Origin of the sequence: Bacillus sp. MT(2024) (assembly GCF_036362845.1) — a bacterium.
Lineage (GTDB): Bacteria > Bacillota > Bacilli > Bacillales > Bacillaceae > Bacillus > Bacillus velezensis.
In genome coordinates this window covers 2,057,760-2,074,621 of sequence record NZ_CP143632.1, presented here as the reverse complement: position 1 = coordinate 2,074,621, position 16,862 = coordinate 2,057,760, and the positions used below count along the sequence as shown (strand labels likewise).

The following is a 16,862-nucleotide window of genomic DNA, read 5'->3' as shown; positions in this document are numbered from 1 at the left end:
AAAATTTAAAAGAATAGGGAGTGGAAAGATGGCAAATGTATTGATGATCGGCTTTCCGGGAGAAGGCCATATCAATCCGTCTTTAGGCGTCGTAAAAGAACTGAAGGCAAAAGGGGAACATGTCGTATATTACGGCGTGAAGGAATATGAGCACAAAATCGCGTCAAGCGGAGCGGAATTCCGTGAATATGAAGATTTCCGAAAAGATGAATTCGGAAAAAACGCAACGGGTGATGAACAGCGGGATGCTACCGAGTTTTTACTGTTAATGATTGAGACTTCCAAAAAAGCTGCACTCCGTATTCTTGAGGAAGTAAAAGATGAGTCCTATGACTACATCCTGTATGATCATCATTTTCTGGCAGGAAGGCTTGTGAGAAATAAGCTGAAACTGCCGGCATATTCACTTTGCACGACATTTGCAATGAATGAAGCATTTATTAAAGAAGTGTTTTCAAATACAAACCTTGTATCAGAGGAATCATCTCATTATCCGGCTTATACCGAAGCGGTCAGCCGGCTCAATGAAGAATTCAGCGCAGACATTAAAACGCCGTATGATATTTTCTCAAATGACGGCAGAAAAACCATCGTATTTACTTCAAGAGCGTTTCAGCCGAAAGAAGAAGAGTTTGGCGATTCTTATCTCTTTGTCGGTCCGTCCATAACTGAAAGGCCGGCGGCTCAAGATTTCCCGTTTGACCAGCTTGAAGGAGAAAAAGTCCTGTTTATTTCAATGGGCACGATTTTTAACAATCAGAAGGAATTGTTTAATAAATGCTTAAAAGCGGTCAGAAACTTTAACGGAAAAGCCGTCATGTCAATCGGCAAACATCTTGATCCGGCGGAGCTTGATGAAATTCCTGAGAATGTTATTGTAAAGCCTTATGTTCCGCAGCTTGAGATCCTGAAGAGAGCGGACTTATTTATCACTCACGGCGGAATGAACAGTACGAGCGAAGGGCTTTACTACAAAACTCCGATGATCGTCATTCCGATGGGCGCAGATCAGTTCGCCGTCGGAAGCCAAGTGGAAAACACGGGCGCGGGCAAGATGTTTAAAAAAGAAGATGTAACAGCGGAACTGCTCACTGAAGCAATAAAAGAATTGAGCGAAAATCCTGAATATCAGACAAAAGCTTCTGAAATCGGAGAATCCCTGAAAGCGGCCGGCGGAGCACAGCGTGCAGCGGAATTGATAGCAGAAGACGTGAAAACTGCCGAGACCCGGGTTCTGTAATCAGCCGTCACCCGCTTCCTTTAAAGGAAGCGGGCTTTTTTTGATTGTTTTTCGGGAGGATTTTTCACGCCGTAAAGAGAATTGTATGAAAAACAGACAAGAAAGGTGGAATGTCGCGGAAAAAAGCCATGTTATGAAAATGATTCCAAAGTCTTTTGTGAAATGTTCTCAATTTATGTAAAATGTGTGGCATTGGTGATGATCTAAGACCAAATGAATCGGAATTAATGTCGACTTCTGAATGAATCCTGCATAACAGGCGGCGTCCAAAGAAAAGGGACGTCCCTTTCAGCAATGATAAATAGGAGGTTTTTCGTTATATGAAGAAAAAAATCGCAGCAGGACTGGCTGTATCTGCAGTAATGACTTCAACCTTCGCCGTGCATCCCGCTGAAGCAAAAACCATTCAAGTAAAAAGCGGCGACTCTCTTTGGAAGCTTTCCCGAAAATATCATACAAGTATTTCAGCCCTGCAGGCGGAAAATAAACTGAAATCAACGATACTCCATCCAGGACAGCGGCTGCACATTCCCGACGGCAGCGGCACACATAAAACGGGGCAAAAGGGAAAACCAAGCACGGGTGCCTACACAGTTACATACGGAGACTCATTATGGGTGATCGCAAAAAAATACCGAATGAGCGTTTCTGAATTGAGAAGCCTGAACCGTTTGAGTTCAGATGTCATCTATCCGGGCCAAAAACTGAAAATTAAAGGGTCTGCCGGCGGCACGGACGGAGGCGGCAGACAGACAAAGCCTGATAAAGGCGCATCAGGGACTTACACTGTGAAGCCGGGTGACTCGCTGTGGAAAATCGCCAATCAAACCGGCATCACCATCGCCGAACTGAAAAAGCTGAATCAATTAACATCAGACATGCTGTATCCGAATCAAGTATTAAAGATCAAAGGTTCTTCACATAACGGAAACAGCGGCACAACACCGCCATCTCATTCAAACCCTTCTGAGAAGCCATCCACTTACAAAGTAAAAGCAGGCGATTCCCTCTGGAAAATTGCTAATCGGTTCGGTATCACCGCTCAGCTCATCAGAGACAAAAATAAACTGACAACTGATGTGCTTCAAATCGGACAGGTTCTGGTGATTAACGGAACGGGAAAAACAGAAGATCCTGTGCGTCAGCCGGATAACAAACCGGAAAAGCCAAACAAGCCAAATACTCCCGAACCTCCGGTGACAGGGTCAAAGATTGACAGAATGATAGGCGAGGCGAAAAAACATGTCGGCGTGCCTTACCGCTGGGGAGGCAATACGCCTGCGGGCTTCGATTGCAGCGGTTACATCTATTACCTTTTAAATAAGGTAAGCTCTGTTTCCCGTCTGAGCACGGCCGGATATTGGAATACGATGAAACATATCAGCCAGCCGTCAGCAGGCGACTTTGTCTTCTTTACGACATATAAAGCGGGCCCTTCTCATATGGGAATGTATTTAGGCGGAGGAGACTTTATTCACGCAAGCTCCTCCGGGGTTGAAATTTCAAACTTAAGCAATCCATATTGGAAAAAAGCTTATTTAGGAGCGCGCAGTTATTTTTAAAAAAAAGCCTTTCGGGGCTTTTTTTGTTTATCATTTTCACGTTTTGACAAGACTGATGGGTAAAAAAATAAGGGGGAGGAAGCATGAATCGTCTCTTGCTTTTTCTCATGCTCGCATCAATTACGCTTTGCGGCTGCGGGGGGAGACCCGCTCCTGTTCCGCCCAAAAAACATGGGGAAAGCCGCGCATTGGAAGCATCTGCATACCGTGAGCATGCCGGACTCATCAATCAAAACGGAAAAACGATCGGATATATCGAAGTGAGGGAATCTGATGATGAAGGGTCAGACATTCATATATCAGCGGGACATCTGCCACCCGGCGCTTCTCTCGGATTTCATATTTATGAAAAAGGGACATGTCAGGCACCTGATTTCGAATCAGCCGGCGGTCCGTTCAACCCTTTGAACAAAGAACACGGCTTCAACAATCCGATGGGTCATCACGCCGGGGATCTCCCCAATCTTGAAGTGGGGGCTGACGGTAAAGTGGATGTCATTATGAACGCGCCGCAAACTTCATTAAAAGAAGGGAGCAGACTCAGCCTGCTCGACCGGGACGGAAGCGCGTTCGTCATTCATGAACATACGGACGATTATTTAACAAACCCGAGCGGAAATTCCGGAGCCAGAATCGCCTGCGCTCCCCTGACAAAAAGCGCCCGCAGGGAATGAGCCCTTTTGTATTGAGTATACAAGGGCTTTTTTAGTATACTCGGTTATGGAATACAAATGGAAAGGAAACATCACCTATGACTTCAGAATTACAGCACCTATCACTTCCGGAAGATATACAAAACAAACTGCAGGCTTATCAAAATCATCCCGTTTCCCAAGAATTCCGGGATTTAATCGGATCATCAGGCTATGAGGCCGAAGATAAAGCGATTGTATTCGATGCCGTCATCGCTTTGACAATGGGAAAAAATATCTTATTAAAAGGACCGACGGGTTCGGGGAAAACAAAATTGGCGGAAACGCTTTCGAACTATTTTCATAAACCGATGCACAGCGTCAACTGCTCCGTAGACCTCGATGCAGAAGCGCTTGTCGGCTATAAAACGATTGAAAATGAACAGGGGCAGGCGACAATTGAATTCGTTCCCGGACCTGTAACAACCGCAATGAACGAGGGACATTTTTTATACATTGACGAAATCAATATGGCAAAGCCTGAAACCCTTCCGATTCTTAACGGCGTGCTTGATTACAGAAAAATGATGACAAATCCCTTTACAGGAGAAGTGATTAAGGCAAGCGAAGGATTCGGTGTTATCGCCGCGATTAATGAAGGCTACGTCGGCACCGTTCCGCTGAACGAAGCACTTAAAAACCGTTTTGTCATCATTGATGTTCCGTATATTAAAGGAAGCCTCCTGAAGCAGGTGCTGACCTCTCAGTCTGTCTTAAAAGATGAGAAATTAATTGAGCGCTTTATGACGTTGTCTTCTGATTTAATCGCACAAGCGCATAACGGACAAGTGTCAGAAGAAGCGGCGTCCATCAGGGCTCTCATTGATACGTGCGACTTGGCTGCGTACATCCCGCCGAAACGGGCGATTGAAAGAGGCATCGTGGAAAAACTTGACGATGACAGGGAAAAAGCCGCTGTCAGAAATATTGCAGAAACGCTGTTCGAATGAGGGATATACAATGAAGTTTATCAAATTTAACGACAGCACGATTGATTCGTTTTTGTTCATGATGCTGACTGATCTGGCCAAAACACTGACCAGAAGCAGTGAAGTTGAAGTGGAATACGGCGTGCAGTCTTACTACAATCCCTTTGAAAAGAAAATTTACATGAGCCACTTTTGGAAAGACCGATCAGCCGGGGATATGGAAGCCGGCCTGAAAAGCGATGTCTATTTGCGCGCTGTCGGAACACGCAGCAGCTCATTTCGGGTATTTGCGGGGTTTTTAAATGACGTTCACCGGCACTTCACCCGCCAAAGCTTTGCCAAGCAGCTGTTTATGCTGCTCGAGGATATCAGAATTGAAGAGCAGATCAAAAAAGAACGGCCGGGAACGAAACGTGTTTTTCAGAAGCGGAGGGAGATGTACAGGAAATATTTCACGACGCAGCTGACATTGAATTTAGAACGGAGCATTTTCACCGACGCTTTGTATTGCGCGATGTTTGTCAAGCTGACGGCTGAGTCTCCGCTTGAAGGCATTCCTTCCATGCATGAAAATATTGATATGATGATACCGTATATTGAACGTCAGCTCATCCGGGTGTATGAGGCGGATTCTACGGAACAAATCGCAACAATAACGGAAGACCTCATGGAAGGCCTTGATGAAGTGCTTGAGAAAGATATGCTGAACACATACTTTTTTCTGCCGGAACTTGATTACGAAAAAGCGGCTGAAGAGCCTTTATTCGAAAGCGTAAAAAAAGCGCCTTCGTTAAGTGACGATCTCACGCTCCCTGAGTCTTCCGACGGAGATGAAGAAATCCTTGAAGAGAAAATGAATACGTGGCACCGGGAAACCGAAGCGCCGTCAAAAAGCTTCCTTCAATTTGATATTGAGCACGGCGCGAAATCAGATCTTGGGAAAGACGCAGCCAGAGAAGGCGATGACGGTGACCAGGCGCTCGGCTCCGTTCAAGGTTCCGCACGTCAGACGAAAAGAGAGGATTACTCCAAACTGGAAGCGCTTGAATCCATTCAGGATGAACATGAGGGCGCCGGGCTGGCTGACGGAAAAGAAAACAAATTTGCCTTCCCGGTTTATCAAACGCCTCATAAAGCGTCTCCTGAAGAGGAGCAGTCTTATAAAGAACAGGCAAAAACGATAGAATCATATCAAAAACGCCTGAAGCAGATGATACAAAAAACACTTGAGCACAAAAAAACACTCCCGCGGACCGACCTTCACGCAGGCCGGCTGAATCGCAAACTGATCCGCTATTTTACGGAACGGAACCCGCGCCTTTTCTATAAAAAGCAGGACCCGTCTTCAGACATTGACGCCGTTTTTACATTGCTTGTCGATTGTTCGGCCAGCATGTTTGACAAAATGGATGAAACAAAAAGAGGGATCGTTCTTTTTCATGAAGCCTTGAAATCAGTGTCCGTCCCTCACCAAATCGTCGGATTTTGGGAGGATACAAACGAAGCAACCGAAACGAGCCAGCCGAATTTCTTCAATACCGTCATTCCGTTTGAAGAGTCGCTGCTGCAGGCTGCGGGTCCGCTGATCATGCAGCTTGCGCCTGAAGAAGATAACAGAGACGGATACGCCATCAGACAAATGACGAAACAGCTGATGCGGCGGAGTGAGGCGCAAAAATTTTTAATCGTGTTTTCAGACGGAGAGCCGGCAGCATTCGGATACGAACAAAACGGCATCGTCGATACGAGCGAGGCTGTCATCGAAGCGAGAAAAAAAGGGATAGAAGTCATAAATGTTTTTCTGTCCAATACTGCGATAGAAGAATCCCAGATGAAAACCATTCAGGATATGTACGGAAAGTACAGTATTTTTGTTCCGGATGTCGATCAGCTGCCCGATGTGCTGTATCCGCTCTTGAAAAAACTGCTTCATAAAAGCATAGGATAGGCTTTTTCCTATGCTTTTTCGCTTTTTATTTTAAAATGATTTAATTTTTTCGGTATTGATCTGTTTTTTTTACTATTTTGTGAACAATCAAGGTAGAATCCAAACGCAATCAGTGGTAAAATATCCTTGGAAGCGTTTTTATTACATAATTTTGGGCACAGCGTTCAAAAGTTATTTCAAGATAGTGAATTGATCACTTGATTATCTAGGTTGGGGGTAATATTCAAATGTTTCAAAATAATATGAAACAAAGAATGAATTGGGAAGATTTTTACGGACCGAACCTCGGCTACGCACTGGAGCTGTACGACCAATATGCTGAAGATCCAGACAGCATTGATCCGGATCTGAAAGACATGTTTGACGAACTAGGCGCTCCGCCAAGCCAAATAAAAGAGGCATCGGAAACAAAGGAACAGGGACGCGTCACCGCAGATCTGATTCAAAAGATCGCAGCAGCAGTTAAACTTGCAGAAGATATTCGAACCTATGGCCATCTGAACGCTTCCGTCAATCCGCTCAGAAAGGATCCGAAAAAGAGCGAGCTCTTTCCGTTATCCGAGTACGGGCTTACAGAAGAAGAAATGAAAGCAATACCCGCGTCTGTCATCTGTAAAGACGCACCTGCCAATATAACAAACGGCTTAGAAGCCATCCAGCATTTACGCAATACCTATAAAAGAACCATCTCTTTCGAGTTTGACCATGTGCATGATTTCGAAGAGCGCGCATGGATTACAAAAATGGTCGAGTCCGGAGAACTGTTCCGGAAAAATTCACTGGAAAAACTGTCAGCCGTTTTAGAAAGACTGACGGAAGTAGAAGGATTTGAACAATTTTTACACCGGACATTCGTCGGTCAGAAGCGTTTCTCAATTGAGGGATTAGACGCGCTTGTGCCGGTTCTTGACGACATTATCGCCCAGTCTGTGAAAGCGGGCACAACCAATGTCAATATCGGGATGGCGCACAGAGGCCGTTTAAATGTGCTTGCGCATGTGCTCGGCAAACCGTATGAAATTATTTTCTCAGAATTCCAGCACGCGCCGAATAAAGACCTTGTGCCATCTGAAGGATCGACCGGCATCAGCTACGGCTGGACGGGCGATGTCAAATATCACCTCGGTGCAGACAGACAGCTTCAGGATGCTGAAACCAAAAGCGCGCGGATTACGCTTGCAAATAACCCGAGCCACTTGGAATTCATCAATCCGATTGTTGAAGGAAGCACGCGGGCGGCACAGGAAACAAGAACGCAAAAGGGGTACCCGGTTCAAGATGAAACAAAATCGCTCGCCATTTTAATTCACGGTGACGCAGCGTTCCCGGGAGAAGGCATTGTCGCCGAGACGCTGAACTTAAGCTCTCTGAAAGGCTATCAGGTCGGCGGGGCTATTCATATCATCGCCAATAATATGATCGGCTTTACCACTGAAAGCGATGAATCACGATCAACGAAATATGCCAGTGATTTGGCGAAGGGCTATGAAATTCCGATCGTTCATGTCAACGCGGATGATCCGGAAGCATGCTTGTCAGCCGTTAAATTTGCGGTTGAATACCGGAAGCGGTTCAATAAAGATTTCTTAATCGATTTGATCGGGTACAGACGATACGGCCACAATGAAATGGATGAGCCTTCAACGACACAGCCGATGCTGTATGATGCCGTCAGAAAACACCCGACTGTCAAGCGGATCTTTGCGGAAAAACTCGTAAGTGAAGGACTGATCAGCGAGGAAAAAGCGCAAAACATCGAAATGGCAGTGACAAAACGAATTGAAGACGCCTATAAAAAGGTGCCCGCCAAAAAAGAAGACGCCGTACGGGAAATTGAATTGCCGGAGCCGGTGTCCAACGGTTTTCCAGACGTTGACACAGCCATTGATTTTGATGTTCTCCGCAAGCTGAACGGCGAACTTATCAACTGGCCGGAATCCTTTAACGTGTTCGGCAAGCTGAAAAGAATCCTGGAAAGACGTGCAAAAGCGTTTGATGATGACCGTAAAGTTGAATGGTCATTGGCTGAATCGCTTGCGTTTGCTTCCATTTTGAAAGACGGCACGCCGATCCGGCTGACCGGGCAGGATTCAGAGCGCGGAACGTTCGCTCAAAGAAACCTTGTGCTGCATGACAGCGAAACAGGAGAAGAATTTGTTGCTCTCCATCACTTAGACGACTGCGCTTCTTCATTTACGGTGCATAACAGCCCGCTCTCTGAAGGATCGGTTCTCGGCTTTGAATATGGATACAACGTGTATTCGCCTGAAACGCTTGTGTTGTGGGAGGCGCAGTACGGGGACTTTGCCAATGCGGCTCAAGTCTATTTTGATCAATTCATATCTGCAGGACGGGCAAAATGGGGACAAAAATCAGGGCTGGTCATGCTGCTGCCTCACGGTTACGAAGGGCAGGGCCCTGAACACTCCAGCGGCCGCGTCGAGCGGTTCCTGCAGCTGGCGGCGGAAAACAACTGGACAGTGGCCAACCTGACAAGTGCGGCTCAGTATTTCCACATTTTAAGAAGACAAGCGAAAATGCTGCTTCGTGAGGAAATCCGTCCGCTTGTGATCATGACGCCGAAGAGCCTGCTGCGCAACCCGAATACGGTATCTGAAGTGCAGGAACTGAGCGAAAGCCGATTCAAGCCTGTCTATGAGCAGTCCGGTCTTTCCCATGCTTACGAAAAAGTGACTCGCGTCGTATTATCAAGCGGAAAAGTGTCAATTGATATCAGCGATCACTTCAACAAAATGGAAGGCGATAAGGATTGGCTCCATATTGCCAGAATCGAACAGCTGTATCCGTTCCCGGCAAAAGATACGAAGGAGCTTTTCGCCAAACTGCCGAACCTGCAAGAGATCGTTTGGGTTCAGGAAGAGCCGCAGAACATGGGGGCATGGAGTTATATAAGCCCGTATCTGACGGAAATTGCGCCAAAAGGAGTAAATGTCCTATACATCGGCCGAAGAAGACGATCCAGTCCCGCAGAAGGAGATCCGACAGTCCACAAAAAAGAACAGGAACGCATTGTATCTGATAGCTTGACTCGCAAAAACTAAGGGGGAAATGTAAAAATGGCGGAAATTAAGGTACCTGAATTAGCAGAATCAATCTCAGAAGGAACGATAGCCCAATGGTTAAAGCAGCCCGGTGATTATGTAGAACAGGGTGAGTACTTGCTTGAACTGGAGACGGACAAAGTAAATGTTGAATTGACAGCAGAAGAATCGGGTGTTCTAAAAGAGGTATTGAAAGATTCGGGTGATACCGTCCAAGTAGGAGAAATTATCGGTACCATTACAGAAGGCGCTGGCGAAAGTTCTGCACCCGCCCCTTCAGAAAGTGCTCAAGCCAATGAACAAACGAAAGAGGAAGCAAAAGCTGAACCTGCTGCACAAGAAGTCAGCCAGGAAGCACAATCAGAAGCGAAATCCAGAACGGTAGCGTCTCCGGCTGCACGCAAGCTGGCAAGGGAAAAAGGAATTGATCTATCACAAATTCCGACGGGGGACCCGCTTGGCCGCGTGCGCAAACAAGATGTGGAAGCTTATGAAAAACCGGCTTCAAAACCTGCGGCACAGCCGAAACAGCAGGCTCAAAAAACACAGCAAAGCTTTGACAAACCTGTCGAAGTGCAAAAAATGTCCCGCCGCAGACAGACGATCGCGAAACGATTGGTTGAAGTGCAGCAGACTTCTGCGATGCTGACTACATTTAACGAAGTTGACATGACGGCCGTTATGAATCTAAGAAAACGCCGTAAAGACCAATTCCTTGAGCAAAACGATGTAAAACTCGGTTTCATGTCGTTCTTTACAAAAGCCGTCGTGGCTGCTTTGAAAAAATTCCCGCTCCTTAACGCTGAAATTCAAGGCGATGAGCTGATCGTGAAAAAATTCTATGACATCGGTATCGCTGTCGCGGCTGAAGAAGGGCTTGTCGTCCCAGTCGTGCGTGACGCTGACCGCCTGACGTTTGCCGGCATTGAAAGAGAGATCGGCGAACTTGCGAAGAAAGCGCGAAACAATAAATTAACATTAGGTGAGCTGCAAGGAGGCTCCTTCACGATCACAAACGGAGGTACATTCGGATCGCTTATGTCAACACCGATCCTAAACAGCCCTCAGGTTGGGATCTTAGGCATGCACAAAATTCAGCTGCGCCCAGTAGCAATTGATGCGGAGCGCTCTGAAAACCGTCCGATGATGTACATCGCTTTATCATATGATCACAGAATTGTAGATGGTAAAGAAGCGGTCGGGTTCCTTGTCACCATTAAAAACCTGCTTGAAGATCCGGAACAGCTGCTGCTGGAAGGATAATTTGAGACAGACAAAAAGTACACTGCCCTTACAAGCAGTGTACTTTTTTTATTGAGCGAAGGGGAGAATTTATATGAAAAGCTGTTATCCGCTTGAGATCGAATTTGAATATAATGAAGAATTGCATTCAATCACTCCGGTTCTTCTGCAAGACGAACATGACACGATATTAATAGACTGCGGATATCCCGGTTTTACAAACCATCTTCAACATGCTGCTGCCCGGCATGGAATGTCGCTTCATTCATTGACAAAAATCATTGTAACGCATCACGATATAGATCATATCGGCTCACTCGCTGCATTACACCGTTTGCACCCGGATATCAGCGTGACAGTACATGAGCGTGAAGCGCCGTATATTGACGGCTCTAAAAAATCTTTACGGCTTGAGCAGGCTGAATCAACGTTTAGTTCATTGCCAGAGGATGCAAAGCCTTATGCAAAACAGTTCATCCGCTCGCTTCAATCAGTCGAATCGGCTCCAGTTCACCGGACAGTTACTGACGGTGAGCTGCTGCCTTGGTGCGGAGGCATTCGGATTGTAGCCACGCCGGGTCATACACCCGGCCATATCAGTCTTTATCTGCCTGCCGAAAAAACAATGGTCACAGGTGATGCGGTCGTCATTGAAGACGGAAAGCTGAACCTTGCTAATCCTGGCTATACGTTACATATGGATGATGCGGTCCGTTCTGTGCAGCGGCTGCTCGATTACGATATCCGCCAATTGATTTGTTATCATGGAGGTTTATTTCAGGGGGATGTAAAAAAAGCGCTTTTGCGCCTGTTTCGTGATCTGCAGAATAAACAAGGATAGGAGCTGCAGCAGCCTATCCTTGTTCAGTTATGAAAACGGAATCTTTGCCGTTTCTTCTTCGGCGCTGTTTTTCTCTTTTTTCTTAGACCAGTAGGTGGCAAGAACAGACCCCGACAGATTGTGCCATATGCTGAAAATTGCGCTCGGCACGGCTGACAAAGGGGAGAAATGCGCTGTCGCAAGTGCTGCGCCCAGTCCGGAATTTTGCATCCCGACTTCTATCGCAATCGCTTTTTGTGAAGCATAATCCATTCTGAACAGCTTTGCAGTCAGGAATCCTAACAAATATCCGATTCCGTTATGTAAGATGACGACAGACACAATCAGCAGTCCGGATTGAAGCAGATGCTCACGATTTACACTGACGACAGAGGATACAATCCCTACGATGCCGATTACCGATACGAGAGGAAGCGCGTGCACGGCTTGTCCGACCTGTTTTTTGAAGAACAGCTTCACAATCACCCCGAGGACGATCGGCAAAAGCACGGCTTGCATAATGGAAACAAACAGTGAACCGAAAGAAACGGGAAGCCACTCTTTCGCAAACAGCATAATAAGTGCCGGCGTTACAATAGGAGCAAGCAATGTTGAGATCGTGGTGACCGCAACAGAAAGTGCCGTATTGCCTTTCGCCAAAAACGTCATGACATTTGATGCCGTACCGCCCGGACAGCATCCGACCAGAATGACGCCCGCGGCGATTTCTGCGGGGAGGCGGAGCCCGATTGATAAACAGAAAGCCGTAAGCGGCATAATCGTAAACTGTGCAGCGACTCCGATCACGACATGCCAAGGCTTTCTGATTAATTCTTTAAAATCGTCTGTTTGAAGAGTAAGCCCCATCCCAAACATAATAATACCAAGGAAAATCGTCATATAAGAACTGATCCAAGTAAACAAATCAGGGCAGGCGAATCCCAAACCGGCAAAGACGATAACCCACAAGCCAAAGGTTTGGCCAGCAAACCCGCTTATTTTTTTCAGCCATTCCATAAACACAGCTCCTTTATATCCAATCAATCAGTCAGAAAATATGACTGACTTTTCTGTACTCCATTATAAATAATATTCTGAATAATTCAATATTAAATATAAGTTTTCGATAAAATTATTATGTAAACTAATATCTTCTTGACTATTCAGACATATATTCTTACAATTGATTTTTATACTGAAATGAATTGGGAGTGCTGAAGTGAAAGAAGCTAATCAATGGTCATCTAAGCTGGGATTTATTTTAGCTACGGCCGGCTCTGCAATCGGGCTCGGCGCAATATGGAAGTTCCCTTACGTAGCGGGAACCAGCGGAGGCGGCGCTTTTCTGCTTGTTTTTATTTTATTTACTGTTTTAATCGGACTGCCGCTTTTGCTTGCTGAATTTATTATCGGCAGAAAAACACAAAAAAACGCCGTTGAATCCTATAAGGCGCTGGCGCCGGGGAAAAAGTGGCACTGGATCGGATATCTCGGAATCATTACGTGTTTTATTCTATTATCCTTCTACAGCGTAGTGGGGGGATGGATATTAATCTACATTATAAAAGGCTTTACAGGCGGTTTATCGCTTTCTTCGGGATTTGATACGTTATTTATCGATACCATTTCCAACCCTTATGCAGCGGTTTTCGGTCAGCTGCTGTTTATCGTGCTGACGATTTTAGTTGTGGCAAAAGGGGTGAGCAGCGGCATCGAAAAGGTAAGCCAGGTGCTGATGCCGGCTCTGTTTATTCTGTTTATTCTTTTAATGATCCGTTCCGTTACGCTGCATGATGCAGCGAAAGGATTAAAATTCTTCTTCATGCCTGATTTTGGCGCGATGGATGCCAATACCATTTTATATGCGATGGGTCAATCATTTTTCTCGTTAAGCGTCGGAGTGTCCGTAATGGTTACATACAGCGCATATTTAGAAAAAGAAGAAAATATTGTTCAATCCGCCGTATCGGTGACGGTATTAAATGTCCTTGTTGCCGTGATGGCAGGAGTGGCGATTTTTCCGGCGGTATTTGCATTCGGCCTCAAGCCGGATCAAGGTCCGCAGCTTTTATTTAACGTGCTGCCGACAGTCTTTAACCAAATGCCGTTGGGCATCGTGTTTTTACTCGCCTTTTTGCTGCTGTTTTTATTTGCGACGCTGACATCGGCTTTTTCAATGCTTGAAATTTTAGTTGCTGTTTTGTCAAAAGGCGATTCGGCAAAACGGAAGCGGTATGCATGGATCGGGGGACTTGCTATATTTATTGTCGGGGTCCCTTCGGCGCTGTCGTACGGAATTTTGAGTGATGTTTCTATTTTTCACCGCAGTATTTTTGACGCTGCTGATTTTCTGGTCAGCAATGTCTTAATGCCGTTGGGCGCGCTTTTAATTGCCGTTTTCGTACCGCTGAAAATTCCGAAACAGGCGCTGTTTGACGAACTGAAAAGCGGTTCCGGTATAAAACGAAAATGGTTTGCAGTCTGGCTCCTATTAATCCGTTATGTGGCTCCTGTAGCCATTATTATCGTTTTTCTGCACGTGCTTGGTATTTTTTAGACCAAAAGAAGCAGGCCCCCGTTCAAGACGGGGGCTTTTTTAATAAAGCGGCCATATCACGCGGTGCGCTTGTTCGAACCGTTTCTCCGCCTCCCGCCAATCAACGACATTCCACCATTGATCCACGTAAGCCGCACGGTCGTTTTTATATTGTAAATAATAAGCGTGTTCCCACACATCCAGCGGAAGCAAAGGAATGACGTCCCACTGGCTGTAGAGCTGATGCTTCTCAGCGGCCAAAATCTCCAGCCGCCCGGCGCGCGGCGCCCAGACTAGGATAGCCCAGCCGACTCCTTCGACTTTTTTCGCCGCTTGAGAAAATTGCTCTTTAAAAGCAGAATAGCTTCCGAATGACACATCAATCATTTGAAAGAGCGCACCCGTCGGCCGTCTTTTTCCGTTTGGATTCATGGAAAACCAGAAAATACTGTGCAAATAATGGCCGGCACCGTGAAACGCCAATTGCCGGTCCCAATGCGCCACTAAGTCGTACTGTTTCGTTTGTCTCGCTTTTTTGAGCTCCAGTTCTGCTTTATTCAGACCGTCAACATAGATCTGATGGTGTTTTGTATGGTGGAGTTTCATAATCTCTCTTGAAATATATGGTTCCAGTGCGGAATAACTGTATGGCAGTTTAGGGAGGACATGCTTGCCGATCGGCACATAGGCTCTGCGCTCATCCGGCTCATCCGGTTCGGTAATGTCCCGGTAAAGTGCTGATGCCTGTTCGTACCATTCCGCCTCCGTTAATCCATCATCCTGAAGGGTGTGAAAAATCCGGTCGATTTGTGCCGCGAAGCGATCGAACCGACCTTGCTGTATGACTTGTTCCTTCAAGGTTTCACACCAATTCAGCATTTCGGTTTGATAAGCGTGCCGTTTCATTTTTCTTCCTCCTTTTCACTCACTTTCATAAAAGTGCTGAGCGCAAGCAAAGAAAACACATACGGGTAGCTGTGATACCTGATGTAAAACTGTTTCGGCAGGCCGATTCCGGTCGGATAGCTGAAAGCGTCTCCTTCGTAATGCCGGTTTTCAATAAGAAAAGATATGCCTTTTGTGACGGCTTGATGATGAGGTTTTTCGTATTGCAGCAAAGCTTCGGCCGCCCAAGCCGTCTGTACAAGCGTCCCGTAAGAAAGCGGAACATAGGTTTTGACTTCTGCGCTTTTACAGGATTCTCCCCAGCTTCCGTCCTCGTTTTGAATGGACTTCAGCCAGCGGATCGCTTTTTTCACGGCCGGGTGGTTTTGGCTCATGCCGCAAGCCTTCATCCCTGTCAGCGCTGCCCATGTGCCGTAAATATAGCAGACACCCCATCTGCCGTACCACGATCCGTCCTCTTCTTGATGGCGGATCAGCCATTGGACGGCCTTTTCAATCTGAGGGTGATCAGGAGAAAGCCCCGCTTCTCCTAAACAGTGCAGCACCCGTCCGGTTAAGTCGCTTGTTGAAGGATCGATGGCAGCTTCCTCAGCCGATTCCAGCGGCAGCAGGCGGACCAGCGGATGATTGACATTTTTCTCAAAAGCAGAGAAGCCGCCGTCACTGTTTTGCATGGACAAAAGCCAGCTCAGTCCGCGTTCCCATGAGGCGGGATAACGTTTTCGCGGAATAGCTTTGAGCACTGCGGCTGTGTCATCACAATCAGGATTATTTGTATTAATGTTTGAAAAACCCCATCCTCCCGGTTCAGCATGCGGGTTGTGAACGGCCCAATCAGCGACTTTCGTCTGCTGCCGTTCACGCAGAAACCGGGCGGCGCCGGTTATCATTTGATCGTTATCTGAGATGCCGCTTTTCATAAGCGCATAGCTGAGAAGCGCCGTATCCCAAACGGTCGACGTTGAGTTTTCCAGGTACGGTATATCGCCGCAAGACGTGAGCAAAGCTTTCGTGCCGGCAAGCGCTTTTCTGATAACGGGGGAGTGGCGCGATACACCGAGAGCGAGCAGGCCGTACACCATAAAAATAGTGGCACTCGCATAGCTGTATAATGTGCCGTCTTCTTCAATCCGGTCAAGCATATACGTTTTGGCCGTACGCAGACCGAGCTGGTGAAAAGCGGCAGGAATCTGCAAAAGCCGCTTCCAGTGCGCGAAAAGAGAAGAGAGATCTCTGTTCTCATCCTGATCGGAACGAAGCCATGTAAACGGATTTTTAGTCATGTGCCGATCTAAATGCGCGAGAGACGGAACGTTGGGATTTTTCAGCGAAAATCTTTTGTTAAGCGTCACGGCCATCGGTACAAAATGAATACGAGCGTATGTACTAAACTGGTAAAAATGCAGCGGGAAGGATGGGGGAATGACTAAGAAAGATAATGGCAGATGCAGCGCGGGCCATGGATATAGGCCGTTTGCCGCAAGCATCCACTTTGTCATGAAGTGTACGTTGCGCAAGCCGCCATTTGAGATGATAAAGCGTTCGGCCTGAATCATATGCGCCTCAGAACGGCTATATAAACCGGAAGCCAGCAATCCGGCATAGCCCTGTACAGTAGCGGTCACATTTCCTTTCCGGTCATCAGGATAGTTGGCAAAAGTTCCGTCCGGGCGCTGTTTAGCGCGAATGCCTTCTGCAAGATCAGCGATCAGTTCTTTATCATTGTCTCCAAGAGAAGTGAGAAGGAGGATCAGAAAGGCGTTTGTCAAAATCGGTCCTTCAAAACAAAATGACCATGAGCCGTCCGCATTTTGCGTTTCTCTTAATAGGGAGATGGTTTTCTTTTGGCGGCTTCTGACGTTTTCATGAATTGTGCTCACACTCGCTCAACTCCTTCAGAAGCATATATATTCATATGTAAAAGA

General features: G+C 46.6%; 12 protein-coding genes. 9 read left to right on the top strand and 3 right to left on the bottom strand.

Annotated elements, in window-relative coordinates; genetic code table 11:
* Positions 1-28 precede the first annotated feature (28 nt).
* The 8 genes from VP472_RS09920 (at position 29) to VP472_RS09885 (ending at position 11,516) form a co-directional block, all read left to right on the top strand.
* Complete coding sequence (locus VP472_RS09920; protein ID WP_146277018.1) at positions 29-1,240, top strand: macrolide family glycosyltransferase; 1,212 nt, start codon at positions 29-31, stop codon at positions 1,238-1,240.
* 320 nt (positions 1,241-1,560) lie between these two features.
* Positions 1,561-2,802 (top strand): C40 family peptidase, encoded by a 1,242-nt coding sequence (locus tag VP472_RS09915; RefSeq protein WP_077722459.1) that lies wholly within the window; start codon positions 1,561-1,563, stop codon positions 2,800-2,802.
* A gap of 83 nt (positions 2,803-2,885) precedes the next feature.
* Entirely contained in the window at positions 2,886-3,476 is a 591-nt protein-coding gene (locus VP472_RS09910) for a superoxide dismutase family protein (protein WP_057080768.1), read from the top strand.
* Between the two features lie 77 nt (positions 3,477-3,553).
* Complete coding sequence (locus VP472_RS09905) at positions 3,554-4,444, top strand: AAA family ATPase (RefSeq protein WP_003153758.1); 891 nt, start codon at positions 3,554-3,556, stop codon at positions 4,442-4,444.
* A gap of 10 nt (positions 4,445-4,454) precedes the next feature.
* Positions 4,455-6,371: a vWA domain-containing protein gene (locus VP472_RS09900; RefSeq protein WP_052586095.1), complete on the top strand. Its 1,917-nt coding sequence runs from the start codon at positions 4,455-4,457 to the stop codon at positions 6,369-6,371.
* Positions 6,372-6,598: 227 nt separating this feature from the next.
* Entirely contained in the window at positions 6,599-9,433 is a 2,835-nt protein-coding gene (sucA, locus tag VP472_RS09895) for a 2-oxoglutarate dehydrogenase E1 component (protein ID WP_146277016.1), read from the top strand.
* Between the two features lie 15 nt (positions 9,434-9,448).
* Positions 9,449-10,696, top strand: coding sequence for a 2-oxoglutarate dehydrogenase complex dihydrolipoyllysine-residue succinyltransferase (gene odhB, locus VP472_RS09890; RefSeq protein ID WP_064107643.1), 1,248 nt, complete (start codon positions 9,449-9,451; stop codon positions 10,694-10,696).
* 73 nt (positions 10,697-10,769) lie between these two features.
* Positions 10,770-11,516, top strand: coding sequence for an MBL fold metallo-hydrolase (locus VP472_RS09885; RefSeq protein ID WP_064107644.1), 747 nt, complete (start codon positions 10,770-10,772; stop codon positions 11,514-11,516).
* A gap of 27 nt (positions 11,517-11,543) precedes the next feature.
* Here the strand turns inward: VP472_RS09885 and VP472_RS09880 are convergent, their stop codons facing one another.
* On the bottom strand, positions 11,544-12,512 hold the full coding sequence (locus VP472_RS09880) for a bile acid:sodium symporter family transporter (protein WP_146277014.1): 969 nt from the start codon (positions 12,510-12,512) through the stop codon (positions 11,544-11,546).
* Between the two features lie 202 nt (positions 12,513-12,714).
* Between VP472_RS09880 and VP472_RS09875 the strand changes: the two genes are divergently transcribed.
* Positions 12,715-14,052 (top strand): sodium-dependent transporter, encoded by a 1,338-nt coding sequence (locus VP472_RS09875; RefSeq protein WP_146277012.1) that lies wholly within the window; start codon positions 12,715-12,717, stop codon positions 14,050-14,052.
* 39 nt (positions 14,053-14,091) lie between these two features.
* Here the strand turns inward: VP472_RS09875 and VP472_RS09870 are convergent, their stop codons facing one another.
* Both VP472_RS09870 and VP472_RS09865 read right to left on the bottom strand, forming a co-directional pair.
* On the bottom strand, positions 14,092-14,937 hold the full coding sequence (locus VP472_RS09870; protein ID WP_146277010.1) for a superoxide dismutase: 846 nt from the start codon (positions 14,935-14,937) through the stop codon (positions 14,092-14,094).
* A complete protein-coding gene (locus VP472_RS09865) occupies positions 14,934-16,817 on the bottom strand; it encodes a terpene cyclase/mutase family protein (protein WP_146277008.1) in 1,884 nt (627 codons plus the stop codon). The genes VP472_RS09870 and VP472_RS09865 overlap by 4 nt, the downstream gene beginning before the upstream one ends.
* Between the last annotated feature and the right edge of the window lie 45 nt (positions 16,818-16,862).

What these genes read in the sequence shown, in the direction of transcription:
- VP472_RS09900 (WP_052586095.1), top strand. Translation starts at nt 4,455, where the DNA reads ATGAAGTTTATCAAATTTAACGACAGCACGATTGATTCGTTTTTGTTC.
- sucA (WP_146277016.1), top strand. Translation starts at nt 6,599, where the DNA reads ATGTTTCAAAATAATATGAAACAAAGAATGAATTGGGAAGATTTTTAC.
- VP472_RS09885 (WP_064107644.1), top strand. Translation starts at nt 10,770, where the DNA reads ATGAAAAGCTGTTATCCGCTTGAGATCGAATTTGAATATAATGAAGAA.
- VP472_RS09920 (WP_146277018.1), top strand. Translation starts at nt 29, where the DNA reads ATGGCAAATGTATTGATGATCGGCTTTCCGGGAGAAGGCCATATCAAT.
- odhB (WP_064107643.1), top strand. Translation starts at nt 9,449, where the DNA reads ATGGCGGAAATTAAGGTACCTGAATTAGCAGAATCAATCTCAGAAGGA.
- VP472_RS09905 (WP_003153758.1), top strand. Translation starts at nt 3,554, where the DNA reads ATGACTTCAGAATTACAGCACCTATCACTTCCGGAAGATATACAAAAC.
- VP472_RS09870 (WP_146277010.1), bottom strand. Translation starts at nt 14,937, where the DNA reads ATGAAACGGCACGCTTATCAAACCGAAATGCTGAATTGGTGTGAAACC.
- VP472_RS09880 (WP_146277014.1), bottom strand. Translation starts at nt 12,512, where the DNA reads ATGGAATGGCTGAAAAAAATAAGCGGGTTTGCTGGCCAAACCTTTGGC.
- VP472_RS09915 (WP_077722459.1), top strand. Translation starts at nt 1,561, where the DNA reads ATGAAGAAAAAAATCGCAGCAGGACTGGCTGTATCTGCAGTAATGACT.
- VP472_RS09910 (WP_057080768.1), top strand. Translation starts at nt 2,886, where the DNA reads ATGAATCGTCTCTTGCTTTTTCTCATGCTCGCATCAATTACGCTTTGC.